General features: G+C 43.8%; 25 protein-coding genes. All 25 read right to left on the bottom strand.

What is annotated here, in order from left to right:
• Nucleotides 1-29: 29 nt before the first annotated feature.
• The 25 genes from L5M11_RS13430 to L5M11_RS13310 all read right to left on the bottom strand — a co-directional run bounded on the left by L5M11_RS13430 (nt 30) and on the right by L5M11_RS13310 (nt 17,047).
• Nucleotides 30-173: a hypothetical protein gene (locus L5M11_RS13430; protein ID WP_087486469.1), complete on the bottom strand. Its 144-nt coding sequence runs from the start codon at nt 171-173 to the stop codon at nt 30-32.
• Between the two features lie 38 nt (nt 174-211).
• Nucleotides 212-706: a phage tail assembly chaperone family protein, TAC gene (locus L5M11_RS13425; RefSeq protein WP_263166931.1), complete on the bottom strand. Its 495-nt coding sequence runs from the start codon at nt 704-706 to the stop codon at nt 212-214.
• 89 nt (nt 707-795) lie between these two features.
• Nucleotides 796-1,497, bottom strand: a complete 702-nt coding sequence (locus L5M11_RS13420; protein ID WP_263192442.1) for a phage tail tube protein — start codon at nt 1,495-1,497, stop codon at nt 796-798.
• A gap of 90 nt (nt 1,498-1,587) precedes the next feature.
• Entirely contained in the window at nt 1,588-1,956 is a 369-nt protein-coding gene (locus L5M11_RS13415; RefSeq protein WP_263192439.1) for a DUF3168 domain-containing protein, read from the bottom strand.
• Complete coding sequence (locus tag L5M11_RS13410) at nt 1,953-2,417, bottom strand: HK97-gp10 family putative phage morphogenesis protein (protein ID WP_219234361.1); 465 nt, start codon at nt 2,415-2,417, stop codon at nt 1,953-1,955. Before L5M11_RS13410 ends, L5M11_RS13415 begins: the two co-directional genes overlap by 4 nt.
• Nucleotide 2,418: 1 nt before the next feature.
• Nucleotides 2,419-2,781, bottom strand: coding sequence for a head-tail adaptor protein (locus tag L5M11_RS13405; RefSeq protein WP_263192437.1), 363 nt, complete (start codon nt 2,779-2,781; stop codon nt 2,419-2,421).
• Complete coding sequence (locus L5M11_RS13400; RefSeq protein ID WP_263192435.1) at nt 2,781-3,077, bottom strand: head-tail connector protein; 297 nt, start codon at nt 3,075-3,077, stop codon at nt 2,781-2,783. Before L5M11_RS13400 ends, L5M11_RS13405 begins: the two co-directional genes overlap by 1 nt.
• A 21-nt stretch (nt 3,078-3,098) precedes the next feature.
• Entirely contained in the window at nt 3,099-3,446 is a 348-nt protein-coding gene (locus L5M11_RS13395; RefSeq protein WP_263192434.1) for a hypothetical protein, read from the bottom strand.
• Between the two features lie 96 nt (nt 3,447-3,542).
• Nucleotides 3,543-4,733 carry a phage major capsid protein gene (locus tag L5M11_RS13390; protein ID WP_263192431.1) on the bottom strand — a complete coding sequence of 397 codons (1,191 nt, stop codon included), beginning with the start codon at nt 4,731-4,733 and terminating at the stop codon, nt 3,543-3,545.
• Between the two features lie 12 nt (nt 4,734-4,745).
• Complete coding sequence (locus L5M11_RS13385) at nt 4,746-5,600, bottom strand: head maturation protease, ClpP-related (protein WP_012587923.1); 855 nt, start codon at nt 5,598-5,600, stop codon at nt 4,746-4,748.
• A 3-nt stretch (nt 5,601-5,603) separates the two neighbouring features.
• Nucleotides 5,604-6,908, bottom strand: a complete 1,305-nt coding sequence (locus tag L5M11_RS13380; RefSeq protein WP_263192429.1) for a phage portal protein — start codon at nt 6,906-6,908, stop codon at nt 5,604-5,606.
• A complete protein-coding gene (locus L5M11_RS13375) occupies nt 6,905-7,066 on the bottom strand; it encodes a hypothetical protein (RefSeq protein WP_173496331.1) in 162 nt (53 codons plus the stop codon). The genes L5M11_RS13380 and L5M11_RS13375 overlap by 4 nt, the downstream gene beginning before the upstream one ends.
• Entirely contained in the window at nt 7,066-8,811 is a 1,746-nt protein-coding gene (locus L5M11_RS13370; RefSeq protein WP_263192426.1) for a terminase large subunit, read from the bottom strand. Before L5M11_RS13370 ends, L5M11_RS13375 begins: the two co-directional genes overlap by 1 nt.
• Nucleotides 8,768-9,280, bottom strand: coding sequence for a phage terminase small subunit P27 family (locus L5M11_RS13365; RefSeq protein ID WP_263192423.1), 513 nt, complete (start codon nt 9,278-9,280; stop codon nt 8,768-8,770). The genes L5M11_RS13370 and L5M11_RS13365 overlap by 44 nt, the downstream gene beginning before the upstream one ends.
• A gap of 8 nt (nt 9,281-9,288) precedes the next feature.
• Nucleotides 9,289-9,627, bottom strand: a complete 339-nt coding sequence (locus L5M11_RS13360; RefSeq protein ID WP_263186220.1) for an HNH endonuclease — start codon at nt 9,625-9,627, stop codon at nt 9,289-9,291.
• The gene (locus L5M11_RS13355) at nt 9,624-9,989 is read right to left on the bottom strand and encodes a hypothetical protein (RefSeq protein ID WP_263192421.1); all 366 of its coding nucleotides are present in this window, start codon (nt 9,987-9,989) and stop codon (nt 9,624-9,626) included. Before L5M11_RS13355 ends, L5M11_RS13360 begins: the two co-directional genes overlap by 4 nt.
• Nucleotides 9,982-10,251 (bottom strand): HP1 family phage holin, encoded by a 270-nt coding sequence (locus L5M11_RS13350; RefSeq protein ID WP_012587930.1) that lies wholly within the window; start codon nt 10,249-10,251, stop codon nt 9,982-9,984. Before L5M11_RS13350 ends, L5M11_RS13355 begins: the two co-directional genes overlap by 8 nt.
• 116 nt (nt 10,252-10,367) lie before the next feature.
• Complete coding sequence (locus L5M11_RS13345) at nt 10,368-10,892, bottom strand: hypothetical protein (protein ID WP_263192419.1); 525 nt, start codon at nt 10,890-10,892, stop codon at nt 10,368-10,370.
• A gap of 249 nt (nt 10,893-11,141) precedes the next feature.
• On the bottom strand, nt 11,142-11,654 hold the full coding sequence (locus L5M11_RS13340; protein ID WP_263192418.1) for a glycoside hydrolase family protein: 513 nt from the start codon (nt 11,652-11,654) through the stop codon (nt 11,142-11,144).
• Nucleotides 11,655-11,996: 342 nt separating this feature from the next.
• Nucleotides 11,997-13,502 (bottom strand): KAP family NTPase, encoded by a 1,506-nt coding sequence (locus L5M11_RS13335; protein WP_263192415.1) that lies wholly within the window; start codon nt 13,500-13,502, stop codon nt 11,997-11,999.
• Between the two features lie 110 nt (nt 13,503-13,612).
• The gene (locus L5M11_RS13330) at nt 13,613-14,869 is read right to left on the bottom strand and encodes a Y-family DNA polymerase (RefSeq protein ID WP_263192413.1); all 1,257 of its coding nucleotides are present in this window, start codon (nt 14,867-14,869) and stop codon (nt 13,613-13,615) included.
• Nucleotides 14,857-15,285: a LexA family protein gene (locus tag L5M11_RS13325; RefSeq protein ID WP_263192411.1), complete on the bottom strand. Its 429-nt coding sequence runs from the start codon at nt 15,283-15,285 to the stop codon at nt 14,857-14,859. Before L5M11_RS13325 ends, L5M11_RS13330 begins: the two co-directional genes overlap by 13 nt.
• Nucleotides 15,286-15,485: 200 nt before the next feature.
• Nucleotides 15,486-15,815: a HEAT repeat domain-containing protein gene (locus tag L5M11_RS13320; RefSeq protein ID WP_263192410.1), complete on the bottom strand. Its 330-nt coding sequence runs from the start codon at nt 15,813-15,815 to the stop codon at nt 15,486-15,488.
• Nucleotides 15,816-15,895: 80 nt separating this feature from the next.
• Nucleotides 15,896-16,453, bottom strand: a complete 558-nt coding sequence (locus L5M11_RS13315) for a hypothetical protein (RefSeq protein WP_173496342.1) — start codon at nt 16,451-16,453, stop codon at nt 15,896-15,898.
• 87 nt (nt 16,454-16,540) lie between these two features.
• Entirely contained in the window at nt 16,541-17,047 is a 507-nt protein-coding gene (locus tag L5M11_RS13310; RefSeq protein ID WP_173496343.1) for a hypothetical protein, read from the bottom strand.
• Between the last annotated feature and the right edge of the window lie 111 nt (nt 17,048-17,158).

The raw sequence follows: 17,158 nt of genomic DNA, 5'->3' as shown, positions 1-17,158 counted from the left end.
GTCCTTGGCCTTATTGCTACTAATTTGAATTACTTTTTGATGGCGCTGGCTTTTAGCATCATAAGCACGTCATCAACGGTGGCTTCTTGCTGCGGCGCTTCATCCAACTGGCTGAACAACATGAAGTGTTCAAGATCGGCTTTGCCGCCGTGAATGATATTGAGGTGGTGCATTTGCGCGGCGGCAATGCGTTCTTGCCGCGCTTGAAGGCTTAAGGGGCCGAACTTTGCTCTGTAGGCGATCCAGTTGATGACTTCTCGATGCGTGAGGTTTTGCTGGGCTTCTTCGATGGTTCGTCCGCCAACGCCTGCGAGGACGAGTTCGTGCCAGAATTCGTCGTCGGCGGTAAGGCTTTTGGGTCAGGTTTCAGTCCAATGCCGTTGACTTCGTTAATAGCGCCAATTAAGGCGTAACCTAATGAGTCACAGATAGGGCCATGGGCCTCATTGCCAAGAATGTCATCAATTTCAAATAGGGGTTTACCCTCGTGATCGACCACACTTGACACAATGCGCGAGGTTAGCCAGTCAACGCCGAGATTGTAGTTACGGGCTTCGGCTTGTGCGGTGGCAAATGACTCTTTTCGGATAAAGACCGTGGCTTTATGAATGTCACCATTAGGTTTTTTCCACGAAATTTCGCGACGTTCTGGCTTTGCGGGCGCATAAGATCCCGACTGAATAAGGCTAGCAACACTTAATTCCATGATTGTTCCTTTAGGATTAAGTTAATACGGTTAAGCAAAAGCCCACTGATTAAGTGGGCTTCATTTAGGTTAATCAGGCGTGTCTATGATTAAGGCGTTACGGCGGCAGGCGCTAGAATCGGATCGCCTGATACCTGAATTCCTACGGTTGACTTGATTACATCGTTTTGATTGAACGAGAATGGGTAAGCAGTCATAAATCCACGAAATGCAATCCAAGTGCGGTTAGTTGGCAAAACAAGCGACGGAATTGCCTTAGCAATTGCTCCTGAACCAGCTTCACTAGTTAAAATAACTGTTGGATTTGAAGTATATCCGCTACCAGCCTCTGTAATTTCAAAACCTGTCACTTTACCACCAGCTACAGTTGCAGTTGCAGTTGCCCCTGAACCTCCGCCACCGACAAATGTTACTGTAGGTGCAGTTGTATATCCTGAACCACCTTCTTCAAGAATAATTGTGCCAATACCTTGATCTGCAATGGCTGTAGGGGCTGTATTAAGCCCATCAGAGAAGCCAATTGCCCATTGCAGTGTGGTTCCTGCGGTTTTTAAACGATGTAAACGTAAATGGCTTGGCATTCTTGGGTCGACGTTAATACCAAACGTGGCCGCACCAGGTGATTTTAATCCAGACTCAAATTCACGAGTTAAAGCTTCGAGTGGTGTTGTTTCGATAGAATCAACTGGGCTGTCAATGCCATCAATCGTGGTGACGGCAGTGATCGATAAAACGGAATCATCTGCCGGATCGATTGCATAGAGCTGGGTGCCCTGCGTTTTAATACTCATGTGTGTGCTCCTAACAATAGCCTTGCGGCAGATACAAAAAAGCCCCTGCGGTTGCAGAGGCTTTTGGTTTTATGAAATGGTTTTAGTGGGCTAGCGTGTGACTATCCAATCGATGTCAAAGCTGTGACGATAATTGCCTGTTTCTTTGTCGCGACTATCACCGTTGTAATTGGTGGTATGCGCCTCTAATTCAGTGGCGAAGCGAATTGCATCACCCACGGCATTAGCCGAATTGCCTGAATCGGCATACACATCCACTTGCAGTGCAAAGGTGTCGGTATCGGGTCGGCCTGAGATATAGTTTTCAGGGCTACCACCGATCACTTGCCAAACCGCATAAGGCTTGGCTACGTTTTGCGGCGCTTGGCCAAAGGGATAAAGCCTTGTGGGATTAGTACCGAGTAAGTCAGTTACCGCCGTGCTTGCTCGGCACACGACAAAAATGGGCGCGATACTCATGAAAGTGCCTTATCGAGTTCTTTATCAAATTCAACCGTAAAACGGCCGATCACTTGATTGATGTTATTGGCCAATGCTGGGCGCATAAATGGCTGTGCTTGGGCGTGTTCGGTACCGAACTCGACTAAATGCCAGTGTGGGGTATTGCCGCGCGCACCCTCGTCGGCGTTCGGGGTTGGAATACGTCCGCGATTAGTGGCGATACCCACTCGATACATGATCACGCCTTCGCGTTGAAATAGCCGGCTAGCAAACTGCAGTGTGATGTTGTCGCGAATGCGCCTGCCTGTTTTGGGGTCGTCCACATTAAGTGAGTTTTCTTGAGCCGCTTTTTTTACTATGCCAGCGGCTTTACGCAGCGCGGTGCGAGTACCCGTATCAAGCACGGTTTGACTCACCTTGTTCATTTTGGCTTTAACTTCTTTTAAGCCAATGAGACTGAAATCAAATTTTGCGGCCATCTTAAAGCCCCTGATTAACGCCATCTTTGCAGCGTAACCGCCACTCTTGACGCCCTGTTATGTCGGTTTCTACCGATTGGATATCGTAGGTTCTGCCATCCCATAAAATGCGGCATTGGTATAAGAGGCTTAAATCAATGGGGAACCAACGAAAATTAATTCTTGCGCTGGTTTCAGCTTGCTTGGCATCTGCGGCATAAAACTCACGGCCTGCACCTGTTAATACTTCTGCAGCGAGCTTATCGAGAGGTTTTACCCCTAACATGAGGGTTTGCCATTCGATGAGATCACCACCTGATTGAGGATCCTGAGTTATTATCGGTTGTTGAATATGCACCCGATGACGTAAACGATGAGCTAGCATTAGATGCCCCAACCTATTCGATATGGCGTTAATTTTATTTCTGCTGCTTTGCGCAGTTTTGCCGCATCTTCTGGTGTTGCTTGATAGTTTGCTTGCAGTAAAATCATTACGCCCATAGTGATACTTGCTGGCAGCTCTGCAGTCGTTTCATCAAGCAGAATAGTAAGGGATTCCCTTCCCATAAATTGACAGGCTTCATCCTCGGCGGCATTGAGCAATAATTGCAGTTTGGCATCATCCTCATCGTGGATAACGTCAAGAAATTGCTTGGCTTGCTCTAGGTAAATGGTGCTCACTGAGGACTCCTGAATAACGGATTAAGCTTTAGCTTTTTTTGCAGCAGCGGCAGCGGCCTTAGCATCTGCCTCTTCTTTTGCCTTAGCATCTGCATCTGCCTCTTCTTTTGCCTTAGCATCTGCATCTGCTTCTTCTTTTGCCTTAGCATCTGCTTCAGCTTCTTCTTTTGCCTTAGCATCTGCTTCAGCTTCTGCAGTGGCCTTAGCGTCTACTTCATCTGATTTTTCTTCCGGTGCGCGCTCAACTAATTTGTTTTGCTTTAACTCATTGAAATGATGTTCATCCACTTCAAATGGTTTTGATGCGCGGGTTTTTACTTCCTTTTCAAAGTAAAAGGACTTAAGTGCAATGGCGAGAACTTTAGCCATGGTATTACTCCTATAAATTGGTATTGATAAAAACGACAAAGGCCGAAGATATTCGGCCTTTTTGCTTTTAGTTATCAGTTAAGTGATTTTGCGCTGTTAAGCGAAAGTGAAATCGCCAGTGACAAACGCTTCAGGACGATAAACCGCAAGTGCTAAACGTTCTTCAGCACGGATAGTCACCATGTTTAACTCAAAGTCTTTGTCGTTCTCGGTAGAGATTAAGACTTCAATATCCATACGGTCATAGATCTGCGCACCCATTTGGAATGCACCGACTAAGAACTCGTCTTGCACAATCGCAGAAGTTTCTACAACAGGACGATTCCACAAGGTTGCGAATGTTTGGCCTTGAGGTTTACCAATTAAGTAATTCCCATTGCTATCTTTAAGCATTTCAATTACAGCCCAGTCGATCGGATTGAGTACGATACCGTCGGAGGAGTATTCAGCTAAAGCAGCTTGTAGCATTGCAAGACGAATACGGTCAATATGCTGCTCTGCAGTAACTGTTGCACCTGTTGGTTTAACGTAAGCACTGGCTTGCGGGATAATACCGTGCAGGTTAGCGCCAGTATTGTTGCCGTACAGCAGTTGCGTTTCTTCAGCAAGCATTAAGCCGTAACGAGCACGAGCATCTATGTAGCTAGCTAATTGCTCGGCATCATCCAAGATTTGGCGGCTGGCTTTAAAAAGATGCGGGATGGTACGTACTGCATTATTCACTAAACCAAAAGTGATATCAGAATACGGTTTTTGAGTATTTTCAGCAGTTGGTGCAGCATTATTGGTAAAGCCAGTTTCCTTCACATATTCAACGCTGTTGCTGCCAGTTCGACCTGGTGCAATCAAATCGCGAATCGTGAAGGTGCGCTGTGGAGGTGCAATGATACCAGCCATACGATCAGGGCGGACTAATGCACCACCTGAGCCTGTGGCGGATGTAATCGCTGAACGTGGCATTTGCACACGACGACTACCACGGAAAGAGCTGTTTACCCCTTCCATTTCTTTGTCTTTCGCTACTCGCTCACCGATCGACATTTCACGTTCTTCTTGCTGACTTTGCGGCCCCTTAAGTAGCTTTTGCTCAGTTTCTTGCAATCGTGCTTGCATGGCACCCTGCTCTAACAGCAGCTTATCGACCTTATCGCGGGTTTCGGCATGCATTTCACCAGAAGCCTTGATCTGCTTATTGGTTTCTTCTGCCGCCGATTTAATTTGATCACCAATCTTGGCTAGATTGGCACCTAATTCTTCTACTTGTTTTTCAAAATTTGGGGTTGGCATAATCGCCTCCAGTTATTTAGATAAAATGGTGTTTGATGCGTTGATTAACGCAGTTAGATCGGGGGCGACAGCGTTTTGCGTATCGGACACATCAGCATTTAGCGTGATGCCGCCAGCAGCGCTCGGCGTACTGGACTTTAAATCTTGCAATAGTTGACGGCGTTCACTGCGCGGAACGCCTGCTTTTGCCATGGCGGCATCGACTTTTCGTAGTGAGTTTGCGCTGGTGTTGTCGGTTGATTCGCCAATTTCAGCAGCGGATAAGGTACCAGCCGCAAAGCCAAGTTCTACGGCCTTTTTGCCGCGGATAAAGGTTTCTTCATCCATCATGGTTGCTATGGCTTTTTCACTTTGCCCACTGCCTTCAACATACAAATCGACCATGGCAGCATCGAATTCTTCCATGTCATCAGCAATGTTTCGCAATGCATGGCGGTTACCGATGGCAAATACCCAACAGTTGTGGATCATTAGAAAGGCAGAGCTGGCGACAAAGCGCGCATCATCAGCACCAGCCATGTAAATGACGGATGCAGCAGAAGCTGCGAGGCCAAGCACTTTAGTTGTCACTTTGCCTTTGTGCTCAAGCAAGCGGTTATAAATGGCGATACCTTCGAACATATCGCCACCGGGAGAATTGATGTAGACGGTCACATCTTTATCTGCGCCAATACTGCGTAGCGCAGCATCGATACGCTTCAGTGTGACGCCTTCGCCATACCAGTCCTCGCCAATGATGCCGTAAACCGTAATGGTAGATTCAGTGTTTTCAACCGCGGCCTGAATCGCTGGGTTCCACAGCTCTTGCGCACGCGGAGAAATATCGCAGCGCACTCCGCTCTGCGAGAAGCTTTTTGGAAATGGCATGGTTTACCCCTGGTTGTCTTGATTAAGCCAGCTATTTAATGCGGCTTGTACTTTTGCAGATTCAGATTGAGCACCCAGCTGATCAATGGGGGCTAAGTTGGTTTGAACAGTTAACACATCGGCGTTGCCGCCACGGCGCGGTAAGTTTTCTTTAACGCGGCAGTCGTCACGGGTATAAATGCCGTTTTGAGTCATTTTGCTGTAGAACTCTGCCCGTGATGCGCTATCGCCACGAAGTAGGGCTTCAAGGTTATATTGAGCGTACTGAGTTTGACGCTGTGCTGGTGTGAGCAAGTTAATGCTAATTGACTGCTCAATGCGGCGGATCCAAGAAGATAGGGTTAAGGTGATAAAGCCGATCATCTTCTGCTCTAGCCCTGTGCCAAAATTGCTATCTTTACCACCAAAACCAATTAATGAAGGGTCCACTAGAAACCATCGGCAGATCTCCTCTACGCTGTAGTTTCGCGACTCGAGTAACTGGGCATCAATAGGGTTAATGCCGATCAACTCGGGGCTAACACCTTGCTCAAGTACGGGGGATTTACCCGCGTTCATTGCGCCAGTGATGGTTTTTACATATTCGCGAAATTCCACACGTTGAGGTGCAGTCATTATCCGGTCAACTTTAAAGGCGACTGTCTTTGTCATACCATTTTTAAAGGTGTTAGCACTGACATCTTCGGCTGACATAGCGCCGCCAAACACATTGGCACCAAAGGAAATAGTCGATAAGCCAATCAAGCCATCCAGCGAGAATGCGGGAATGTGCATCATGTTTTGCTTTTCGATTTGACGTTTTTTACCTTTTCTTGGCGTGTACCAATACACTAGGCTGCCGTTGTCGGCGAGATCGATATCCATGCGGTGTGGCATAAGGAAATCGAGCGCGATAATGTCAGCCCCTGAACGGTGGATCTCAATGAATGCATTGCCCTTTAGCAGTAAGGAGGCAATGACGGCCTCCCAAAACTGCATTGCTGTCATATCTGCATTTGGCTTAAGACTTAATACATTCGATAGGCTGCTTTGAACCTGTACTCTGCCGCCATCACTTTGGCGCTCGTATAACCCCAATGGCAGCATGGCAACGGTTTCAGCAATGCGGCGAACACAGGCCCAAACAGCTGCAAGCTGCAGGGCGGTATTCACATTAACCGTTTTGCCGCTTTTTGAGGTTGCCATTAATTGCGACCAAAAATCACCGTCTGTGAGCCTTAAGGTTTTACCCATAAAACTATCTAACGATGCAAATGGTTGGCTTGCCGCTTTCGCAATGACTGAACCTAATGAGTTGGTTGGTTTCACGCAGCCATTCCTTTACGTAAAAATGAGGCGCCAGCGAATGCAAACAATGAACCCGCTAGTAATGACCAGCCAAGCCCAAAAAGAATGTAAACGCCTGCGACAGCCAGTAATGAACCTGTGAGCGCTAGGGCAATGAATAGAGCAAGTGGTGTGTTCATTAGTAAATTGGGTCCCTTATCGCTGCTAACCAATCTTCGGTATCATCTATGCCATCTGACTCTAATGCCGTTCCCACTGCCATTGCGGCGGCGACTACGCCATCGATGCGGCCTGTGGATTTTTTCTTGGTAAAAATACGGTTGTCTTTGGCGTCGGCCTCAAGCACTGCGCTTGCTGCGTTCCACCTTAGGCATGGGTTGGTTTTGATTCTGATCTGCTTACTGGTGATCAGCTTTTCGAACTCTTCAATTGAGCGTGGCATCCAGAGGTTTGACTCTGATGCCTTGTAGTAACCTTGCCCATGCTTAACCAGCGGGATAAACACGTTTGCTTCTGTTAGCGCTGGCGTTAAGTAGTTAATCCTGTATTGGTCGAAGCCGATGCATTTGATATTGAACTGGGCTGATAAGTCGGCGATGCGTTCGGCGACAAAGCTGTAGTCCACTGCATGCCCGGGTGGTGCATGGATAAAACCTTGCCTTAACCATGCTGAATACGGCACGTTATCGGTGCGTTCACGGTCAAGCAAGGTGTCTTTTGGTGTCCAAAACTCGACTAATAAGGTCTTTAATTTAGGGAAATAGAGCCCTAATGCCGTTAAATCTCTGGTACCGGATAAGTCGAGTCCGCCGTAGCATTCTTCGCCGAAGAGTTCGCTGATATCAAAATCATCTTCACAATCTGTCCATGTGTCGGCTGATAGCCAAGGTGAGGCGGAATCGACCCACTGACAGAAGTTTAAGCGCCGAACAATGCTTTCTTTAGCTGGCATGCCCTTGGCTTGTGTAACCTGTTCACGCAGGTATTTGTGCGTGAAGGTATACCCGAGTGACGGGTTTGCTTTCGGCCAGCAGCTTTCATCATTGATTGGGTCGTCACCTTCATCGAGAGAACAGATAAAGGCGAAGAATGAATCATCTTCTTTGGTACCCGCACAAATGGCCTTGCCATATTCGTGGTATGAGTAACAAACGCTGGTGCGGTCGTGGCCTGAGTTGGTGATCATGAAGATCAGCGCTTGCTTGCGGCCTTTGGTGCCGGCGCGCATCATTTCAACGACGTTGTTATTCTTGTGTTCGTGTACTTCGTCAATCAGCGCCATGTGTGGACGTGGGCCAGATTGGCCGTTGTCCGAACTTATTGGCCTAAAAAATGAGTTCTTTTCTAGATATGCAAGGTTCCAAACACTCTGGCCAGTTCCCGATTTTTTTAATCTTGAGCTTAACTGCGGCGACTGGTTGACCATGGAAACCGCATCGCGGAATAAGATCATCGCCTGATCTTTTTTCGTAGCTGCGGCATAAATTTCGGCGCTTGCCTCGCCATCAGCGACTAAACCATAAAGCCCTATGCCACCTGCAAGCGGTGATTTACCTGAACCCTTGCCACTTTCGACATAACACATGCGGAATCGGCGGGTATGGTCGGCATCTTTCCAACCAAACAAGGAGCCCACGATAAAGGCTTGCCAATCTAGAAGATGGAACGGCTTACCTTCGTGATCTCCGCCACTTAAGCACAATACTTTTGGGAAAAAGCTGATCGCACGGTTTGCTGCGGCTAAGTCAAAATAAATGCCACGTTCGTGGCCTGTTTCTAAGTCTTTTAAGTGCCGTTTACAGGCGTTGCGGATGTCTGGTCCTGCTAAGAATTCACCTGATGCAACTTGCTTAGCCCAACGAGTGACGCGATCTTCTATATCATCCGAAGAATTGGTCGACTTCGTCTTTTTTCTTGGGGCCATCAGTTACCTGTACTTTGCTACGGGCTGATGGGGTTAGCCCAAATTCAACGAGATAGGCTCTAAAGCGCCGATCGGCATCAGCCAGCATTTGCACGGCTGGGTTAGCCTTCATTAGCATTTGCTCGACTTGCGTAAATTCTTTGGTTTCTTCATCGATGTTTTCGCCGATGATTTTGATACTTTGGTAGGTTCGACCGTTTTGCTTAATTTCGTCTCTGAGCTCAAGGATTTCAGAGTAAACATCACATAAACGCTCAAGGGCCATACCATCGGCAAGGGTAAGAACGCCCATGTTTTTTAGTAGCAGGGTGAGTTTCTTCCATGCGGCTTTGGCTCTTGGGCTTAAGTGAGCTGGCATGCGAGGAATACCGGCTTGCAATTTCGGCTCTTTTTTATTGAGTGGCCGCTTGCCTGGGTTCCCTGTAACTAGCTTGAGCGCAGTGGGGGTGGATTTTCTTCCTACTGCCACTTTTCACCTCAATTACTCTTGTTCCAATGGTGGTTAGGGTCTGTAGGCTTGCCGCTTTCATCAGCGCCAGGCTTTACCCCTCTGCTCTCCATTATTTTTTTAGTGCTATCGTGGCAAAGCTTACAAAGCGGTTGCCAGTTGTTGGTGTCCCAGAACAAGGCTTGATCACCTTGGTGTGGAATTTTGTGGTCCACGACTGTCGCGGCTGTGATCTTGCCTTTTTGTTCGCAGAAGCAACAAAGCGGGTGGCGACTTAAGAATGTTTCTCTGGCTTTTTGCCAGCGTCCACCGTACCCACGTTCAGCGGTTTTACGCTTATCATCACGCCAGCTAGGTTTTTGACTCATAACTCATCGGAGCCATCTAAATAGCCTGATTGTTTTTCTTCTTCTGGCTCTGCGGCCATCATCTGATCAACGATTTCAAGGTTACTATTTACCAGCTGACTGATCGCTGTGGTTTGGGCGGTTAGTGCTGCAGTAAGGGCTTTGAGTTGTTCAATTAGGCTATCGTTTGATGATTGCTGGCTTGGATTAAGCAGCTCAGGCTTTGTGGTTCCGACAAACGATTGATAAGGACTGCCTAACGTAGTGACGTCTTCCCAGTCGCTGGGAATAAGTGGATTTAGCGTGATAATGCCATTTTCGTTAGTTTCTATTGCTGGAACAGAAACAATGGTGCCATTAAAGACAACTACGACTTTATTCATTGCCATCATCCATATTGATTACTTTTAAGTTGCCTTGTTTAATCGCGGCCATTCTCGCTTCGTGAAATTCTCGGTTTTGTTTTTTCTTTTCTCGCGAGAGGCGAAATTGAACTACGAATAAAGCGATTGTTGATGCGATACCAAGCAACAACGCAATATTATTGAGTGACAAAAAGCCGCCTATTGCTGTTGAGATCGAAGCAATATAGCTTCCGGTTGTCGTAGCTTTATCCATAATTGGCGCCAATGGTTTGATATTCATTGTTAGCCTCCGATCACTCGGTAGACAGTTTTGATTTTTGCTCGTTAATCCAGTTTTCTAGTGCTAGCCAATCTCGGTCACACAATGAAATCACTTCAATCAACGAATTGGTGTATTCAGAAAGCTCTTGGTTTTTCTTGCTGGAATATCGTGGCGCTAGGCACTGGCTGATCAGTTCCTGTGGCGGGAAAACATACTTTATCTTGGTAACGGTAACGGTTCGCACATCTGGCTGAACGCTCGAGCACGCGGTTAAGATCTGCAGGGATATCAGCAGAACCCCAAGACTTCGTTTTTTCATCACTGGCCCCGTTAAAAATTTGCTTCAATTCTTTATTACTTGCGGCAAATTCCTGCTTAATTTCATTCCGATCACGTTCTCGATCGCTTAATGCTTTCGCTAATAAGCTAAGGCTAGATAACAGGTTTTCTTTATCTTTTTCAGCAACTTCAAGCGAGTCTGAAACAGAGGTCAAATCCTTTTGCAAGTTTTCCCTTGATTGATCAGATATTGCCAAATCACTCTTTAACTGTGCTATTTGACCCTGATTTATCATCAAAAACACACCTAAAGCAAAAATGGAAACGACCAATAAACCGATAACTAACGCAATGATTTTATTCTTTAATGTACTGAACATTTTCAAGACCTTCCTGCGCCAGAAAAAAAGGTTTCATTTCGCGGTTTTGTATAAAGATGGGAGCGCACGGTCAGTTAGGCAAAAGCCCCAAGGTTTCGACCCGCCCCACCCCCACTGACAACGCCTCAACCGATTCATAGGCGTTGATTTCAGAGCCTTTACCGAATGATTTGGCCGCTGACATCATGAATTCAAACCCTTCTGTAATCGCTTCTAATCGCGTTATGTTGGATATTATTCAGAGTGAATCTACTGCAGTGAATCAAGGCAGCGCTCATGCCGCTCTTGTACTCTAACCCAGACGCCATAGCAGCGCTTGTTGCCAGGCGTTGAACAGTCATAGCCAGCGACAGTGCGATACTGCGGCAGTAGCAGCGCATCACATGCCTGTTGATATTCACCTTTGATTACATGATCACGCATGGGTGAGTTTGACCATCGGCCAATGCCGTACTGGTAAACCCAATCGATATAGAGATCGTAAGATGCTTGGTTAAGCTCGGCATTCGGTAAGCTATTGCGGAAGCGTTCCTCATCCTTTGAGATGTGAGCCTTAGCTGTTGTAAGCGCATTAATAGGGGTGAATTTCTCACCAAGCTTTACGGGCCGTCCATCTGCGTGATACGTGGAACCAAAGCCACCTGTTGGTCTATCTCCTTGCACCGGCACTGTTGCGACTGGCGCAAACCCTTCTGAGGTGATCAAGGTAATGAATGCTGCAGCTGATAGGCTAAGACCTGTGACTATCATCTTATTGCGCATTGAATTAGCCCCAAAACAAAAAGCCCCAGCAGGTGCTGAGGCTTGAATAATCCAGAAGGTCTAGATAGCGAAAAGCCACCTGTTAGGTGGCTTTAGGTGCTATAACCCGCATTGTTATAATAGGATAGTGAATAGTGTTTGCTGGGTCAATGCGTGTTTATCTACCTTTATAATCATAAATCATTTTGCCATTATCTGTTTGTAAAGGTAAGCAACTCGCATTGACTTCCAACACTAAGCAGTAATTTTTTTAGTTAGATAAACACACCTTATCAATTGTTGCCACCAAATTACGAGTAGTATCCACTTTCGAGTAAGCGACAAATATTTCATTTTATATCGTTACGAAATACTTTCAAATATATGTAAGAATTCTTCTAAATCATCTCCTGAAAGAATAATTGTATTGTCGCTATTAATTTTACTTAATAGTTCAACCAACATATCAACGGCTTTAACATCAGAAGTTGGTAGGTGACCAACAAAATAAGGTAAACCTCCAACACGCCTATGTACATAACATCGTTCTATACCTCCTGTAAAATTCTGAAAAATTTCTTTTTCTAATGCAGAAGAAAACCCATGTTTATTACCATAGGCATTTTTAAAACTCAAAATCAAATCCCATACGCCTCTATGAAAATTTAAAACAGTATTTGGATTAACGTCATTAACATCCCCTATAATCTTTATATCATATTTAAATCCATTTTGTTCATGCGGACCATGTTCATATATATTGTTATACTTAATGTTATACTTTGGATATAACTCATAACAAAAAATGCTACCCACTAACTCTATGAAAAAAACTGCAGCGTTACTTGGTAAATTAACTAACGCAGCATCAACTCTTGCGCATAGTTGTTCTGCTCTTCTAAGTGAAACATCGTTATATTCACAAAACAGCGCAAAAACACTTTGAGCAGACTCTTTGTTCATCGGAGGATAAATTAAGCAATTATCAAAGTTCACCAGAGAAAAAGCATCCATTGACTTAACAAAGTCAAAATATTTAGGTTTTGACAACGTTAATCTCCTCTGAAAAAATCTACTTAAATATTCTTCAGCATCAAATTGTTCACCATATAAAGACTTTATTGAACTCTCTAGTTGTTTTGTATCTGTTGACATAACAAATACCAGTCTAGGTATATCAAACAAATGCTTCACAACCTCAAGCATTTCAATTGCATATGTAGGCCTGCATCGATCTAGTTCATCAATAAAAATATAAACCCTATCCTTCCCAGATTTTTCGCAAACTATAGAGATAAGATCAGTTAGTTCACGTTTAAAATCATGAACAAACTCTTTATGCATTTTATGCGTAGAAAAAATATGTTCACCAAAATCCCCCATTCTACTTACTGGAGAGCTACGGTCATTTACTAAATCTTTAGTTGAAACACCAACTTCTTTAAGAATCTCATTAAAATCCTTACCAAAATAGTGTTGCCCAATTGCCATCATGATAACTGGAAAAAAATTCTTAGCCAATTTCCATCCAACATTAAAAATTCTCTTTTCAGATTCATAAAAGTCTACAATGTCATATTTTTCAAGCTCAGTGAGCAACTCGGATGTCAATATCGCAAGAGGATCATTCAGGTAATCAGATTCCCATACGTCTATCTTTATTGATGCATAACTATTTTCTTTAAGTCGATGACACCAATTGTTTACAAAAAATGACTTTCCCGTGCCCCAAGCTCCATTTAGATTAACAACATATGCTTTTGTAGAACTTCTACTATCTATGAAACGAGTAAAAGCATCAGCCTGTTTTATCCGTACATTTTGGTAAACACATGTTGAAAATGCTTTTCCAATATCAGCATGACTCATAAATTTTTCTCACCAATTAAAATAGATTAAATATCTGCCAATGGATTGCTAAAGATTAATTAAATAGTTTCAGTCACACTCAATTACTATGTTAATTTTAAACAACTAACTTAGCACTTTATCCTTGGCAAACAGCCCCACTTGGTAGTGTACTGGGGTGTCAGTAGCTCACGCCGCATTGCCCACTTTTGTTCGATACCCTGAGCGGCTAAGAACAAGGTATCACGGCCATAGCGTAAGTTAATGTCATCAAGTGTTTGCATCAAAGCTGGATCTGCTTTCGGTGCGTTAAATAAGTCTAATTGCTGATACTTGTCACAACTTAGATTAATGAGCCCAATGCCGATCTTGTAATACCTCACACCTTCTCTAAATAATTTAGGTGCAGCAGCTGTCATCGCTCTGGTCATTTCGACAGTGCAGTTAGTAGCACAGGGGAAGTGAACAATAGATTTAAAACTTGCAGTATGTTCGTCGTAAGGAGAATTGCTGGCGAACAGTAGCATTGATTTACAACTTGAGCCTTGCGCCCTTGCCTTGGATGCGGCAATTGCGACATGTTTACTCAAGGCCTGCAGGAGTGAATCAAAATCCATAATCCTTTCGCCAACTGAACGGGTGGAGAATATCTGTTGCTTATCTGCTCTGGCTTGGTCCCATTTTTTACATTCTTGTCCATTGAGTTCACGCACTGTGCGTTCAACCTCAATGCTGAATTGCTTTCTAGCAAGTCCTGCTGGCATTTTAGCAAGATCTAGCGCAGTGTTGATGTTCATTAACTCAAGCTTTTTACTAATCCGCCGACCAATTCCCCACACCTCACCAACGGGTGTTTGCTTTAAAATGGCTAGCCGTTCTGTCTCATTATCAATGACACAAACACCGCTATAACCTGGTAACTTTTTAGCTGCGTGGTTGGCAATTTTAGCCAGCGTAAGGCTAGCAGCAATGCCAACACATACAGGTAAGCAAGCCTCTTTCCATACTGCACGGCGGATTAACTGTCCTTGCGTCTTTAGGCACTGAATCGCTGGATAACAATGCTTGAAGGAAAGAAAGCTTTCATCGATAGAATACACATGTTGATCCGGTGCAAACCGACCAATAATCTCCATCATCTTTGACGATAGGTCGGCGTACAACTCGTAATTTGAAGAGCAAGCAATTACCCCGAGTTTCTGACACTGATCTTTTACTTGAAAGTAAGGCGCAAATTTAGGTATACCAGCTTCCTTGGCTTGCCTATTCGCGGCAACGATACATCCATCGTTGTTGCTTAGTACGATTATTGGCTTGCCACGCCAATCTGGTCGAAAGACTTGCTCTGCACTGCAGTAAAATGAGTTGGCATCAACTAAGGCATACATATTTGTGACGCCAATATAGAACAATGGGTGTGCAACCTAACAGACCGAGTTACAACCCCTTCAATACGGAAGTCATCGTAATCTTTAACCTCTACGGCTTGCTGTTGTTCATTAGATGATAAAAGCATTTTTCTGGCTTTATCATAGATTTTACACACGAACTCGCCGTTCAGCGTTGCAACGATAACGTTACCTTGTTGAGCTGTAACATACCTGTCCACAATGAGTACGTCACCGTCAAAGATGCCAACGCCCTGCATCGAATCCCCCTGCGCTATACCAATGTAAGTAGCGCTAGGATGTTGCACTAAAAGCTCGTCCAGACTTAAACCTAGCTGTGTGTATTCTGCTGCAGGGCTTTCAAAGCCATGAACCCCAGCGTGTGCAGGTAAAGCTATAAAGGGCAAAACACGCATAAAAGCACCAAATCACTGTATATAATTACAGTGATTATAGCGCTTGAGTTGTGGTTAGCAAATTTTGAATGATTTAGTTATCAGTTAACTGATTATTGACGTCACTAAACATTGATAATGTCTACATGTCTAATCCTCAGTGACTATCGATATTTAGCTCTCAAAAATTTAAATTACATTAGATAGAGCTAAATCGAAGTTTATTTACAGCCTCTTCCTGCTTGCCCTAATGCCTGCAAAACTGTAGCCCTTAAGTTAGGGTGGAGTCGATAAATACTCATTATAGATTGCACTGCTTTATCACCACCTGCTTTACCTAAAGCTTTTAGTACTTCTTCTCTAAAATTCGGATGAAGAGTATAGATACGCATAATAGCTTCAACGGCATCATCACCACCCGCATACCCAAGAGAATCGATAACTTCAGCCCTATAATTAGGATTAGAAGTATAAATTTCGACAATTTCCTTTACTGCTAAATTCATGATTACCTTATGTTCAACTAAAAAATTGGTCACAATATTTAGCATATTGCTACTATTTAAACTAATTTTTTATATAAAAATCATACTGTAAATCAAATTTTATCTAAACATGGAAGCGAACATTGTTAGCTTGGAAGCGGAATATGTAGCATACGCGAGTCAGATACAATAAGATCGTATCGAGCAATAAACAGCTTATATTTTGATGGATCATCATCGTATGATTGAATCCACCTGTTACAGGCCTGACCAAACTCATGAATTAAAGCCCGGTAGTCATAATATTTCGCATTACCTTCTTGCAACTTAACTTCATGCGGCATACTACCAACATAGGCGATTAACCGCTTGATGCTACCTTTTTGAACTTGGCGTGAATTTAAATTACTCATGTGTAAAAGCGAATTTCTATGCTCCCAAAGTTCTCTAGGAGTGAGATTGGTAGAAGTTAAGTCAGCATACTTATTTAACCACTTTACAAACGGGGTATCTTCTCCACTTTTACTTTCACCAAACTCGATGTAACCAATTGAATCAATAGCAACAAGCATCAACTTAATACTAGATACATAATAACCTGCTTGATACATTAATCTGAAAGGTTGAAAAAAATCATCGTTTATTAGTTCCGTGAAACGAAAAGCATTTCCTGTCATGTACTTATCCATCCAATCTACACTCATATATGCTCCTGCAACTATCGCTTTATAAGGGTAAGAACGCCTCGCACTTTTAGCCCATCTCTAAGTATTTATCTCATGTGTGTTACATCAGACTTTTTCGAGACCGTGAAGCCCCTCCAGTAATTTCATGTTCATGTAGTTTGGGGAATCTAAAATTTTAAATTTTACTAAATCAGTAAGTAACTCTTGATACAAAACCTCTGAATTAAGTACAAATTGATGCAACTCACTCAGAGTAAATGTCACATCATCATTCCTTAACGAGCAAATTTTCTCTTCAAAAGAGTCTTCATAGAAGACTATCATCAAAGGGTTATGAGCGATTAAGTTTCTCTGCTTACCAAGTTCTTGAAGGCTTTTTAGATGTTTAGAAAATGACTGAAATTCTTCGCAATCGCCATATTTGTCTTTAGCTAAGTCAATAACTATATTTACCCTCTGATTAAGAGGTCCATTAACTAAATGATTTACAATCCTTTGTCCATCTAACCATTTGTTAATACAATCAATAGTTAACTTCTCCAAACAACCAAATGACAAAAATACCTTACCAATATTCAGAGCCCATTCATCATTTAGATCAACAATTTTCACAATAAAAACACCCGTAAATTAAACGCTTGATGGCGATAAAATTGGCAAGAACTATTTCCTTGACTATATAGCCAATTCATTAGTCTAAGGATATAGAACTTCAAGATTGCC

The sequence above is a fragment of the Shewanella sp. SM87 genome (assembly GCF_025653705.1).
GTDB lineage: Bacteria > Pseudomonadota > Gammaproteobacteria > Enterobacterales > Shewanellaceae > Shewanella > Shewanella oncorhynchi.
The sequence above is the reverse complement of the archived record's forward strand: the minus strand, read 5'-3'. Positions and strand labels throughout refer to the sequence as shown.

What these genes read in the sequence shown, in the direction of transcription:
- L5M11_RS13430 (WP_087486469.1), bottom strand. Translation starts at nt 173, where the DNA reads ATGCACCACCTCAATATCATTCACGGCGGCAAAGCCGATCTTGAACAC.
- L5M11_RS13425 (WP_263166931.1), bottom strand. Translation starts at nt 706, where the DNA reads ATGGAATTAAGTGTTGCTAGCCTTATTCAGTCGGGATCTTATGCGCCC.
- L5M11_RS13420 (WP_263192442.1), bottom strand. Translation starts at nt 1,497, where the DNA reads ATGAGTATTAAAACGCAGGGCACCCAGCTCTATGCAATCGATCCGGCA.
- L5M11_RS13415 (WP_263192439.1), bottom strand. Translation starts at nt 1,956, where the DNA reads ATGAGTATCGCGCCCATTTTTGTCGTGTGCCGAGCAAGCACGGCGGTA.
- L5M11_RS13410 (WP_219234361.1), bottom strand. Translation starts at nt 2,417, where the DNA reads ATGGCCGCAAAATTTGATTTCAGTCTCATTGGCTTAAAAGAAGTTAAA.
- L5M11_RS13405 (WP_263192437.1), bottom strand. Translation starts at nt 2,781, where the DNA reads ATGCTAGCTCATCGTTTACGTCATCGGGTGCATATTCAACAACCGATA.
- L5M11_RS13395 (WP_263192434.1), bottom strand. Translation starts at nt 3,446, where the DNA reads ATGGCTAAAGTTCTCGCCATTGCACTTAAGTCCTTTTACTTTGAAAAG.
- L5M11_RS13390 (WP_263192431.1), bottom strand. Translation starts at nt 4,733, where the DNA reads ATGCCAACCCCAAATTTTGAAAAACAAGTAGAAGAATTAGGTGCCAAT.
- L5M11_RS13385 (WP_012587923.1), bottom strand. Translation starts at nt 5,600, where the DNA reads ATGCCATTTCCAAAAAGCTTCTCGCAGAGCGGAGTGCGCTGCGATATT.
- L5M11_RS13375 (WP_173496331.1), bottom strand. Translation starts at nt 7,066, where the DNA reads ATGAACACACCACTTGCTCTATTCATTGCCCTAGCGCTCACAGGTTCA.
- L5M11_RS13370 (WP_263192426.1), bottom strand. Translation starts at nt 8,811, where the DNA reads ATGGCCCCAAGAAAAAAGACGAAGTCGACCAATTCTTCGGATGATATA.
- L5M11_RS13360 (WP_263186220.1), bottom strand. Translation starts at nt 9,627, where the DNA reads ATGAGTCAAAAACCTAGCTGGCGTGATGATAAGCGTAAAACCGCTGAA.
- L5M11_RS13355 (WP_263192421.1), bottom strand. Translation starts at nt 9,989, where the DNA reads ATGAATAAAGTCGTAGTTGTCTTTAATGGCACCATTGTTTCTGTTCCA.
- L5M11_RS13350 (WP_012587930.1), bottom strand. Translation starts at nt 10,251, where the DNA reads ATGAATATCAAACCATTGGCGCCAATTATGGATAAAGCTACGACAACC.
- L5M11_RS13345 (WP_263192419.1), bottom strand. Translation starts at nt 10,892, where the DNA reads ATGTTCAGTACATTAAAGAATAAAATCATTGCGTTAGTTATCGGTTTA.
- L5M11_RS13340 (WP_263192418.1), bottom strand. Translation starts at nt 11,654, where the DNA reads ATGCGCAATAAGATGATAGTCACAGGTCTTAGCCTATCAGCTGCAGCA.
- L5M11_RS13335 (WP_263192415.1), bottom strand. Translation starts at nt 13,502, where the DNA reads ATGAGTCATGCTGATATTGGAAAAGCATTTTCAACATGTGTTTACCAA.
- L5M11_RS13330 (WP_263192413.1), bottom strand. Translation starts at nt 14,869, where the DNA reads ATGTATGCCTTAGTTGATGCCAACTCATTTTACTGCAGTGCAGAGCAA.
- L5M11_RS13325 (WP_263192411.1), bottom strand. Translation starts at nt 15,285, where the DNA reads ATGCGTGTTTTGCCCTTTATAGCTTTACCTGCACACGCTGGGGTTCAT.
- L5M11_RS13320 (WP_263192410.1), bottom strand. Translation starts at nt 15,815, where the DNA reads ATGCTAAATATTGTGACCAATTTTTTAGTTGAACATAAGGTAATCATG.
- L5M11_RS13315 (WP_173496342.1), bottom strand. Translation starts at nt 16,453, where the DNA reads ATGAGTGTAGATTGGATGGATAAGTACATGACAGGAAATGCTTTTCGT.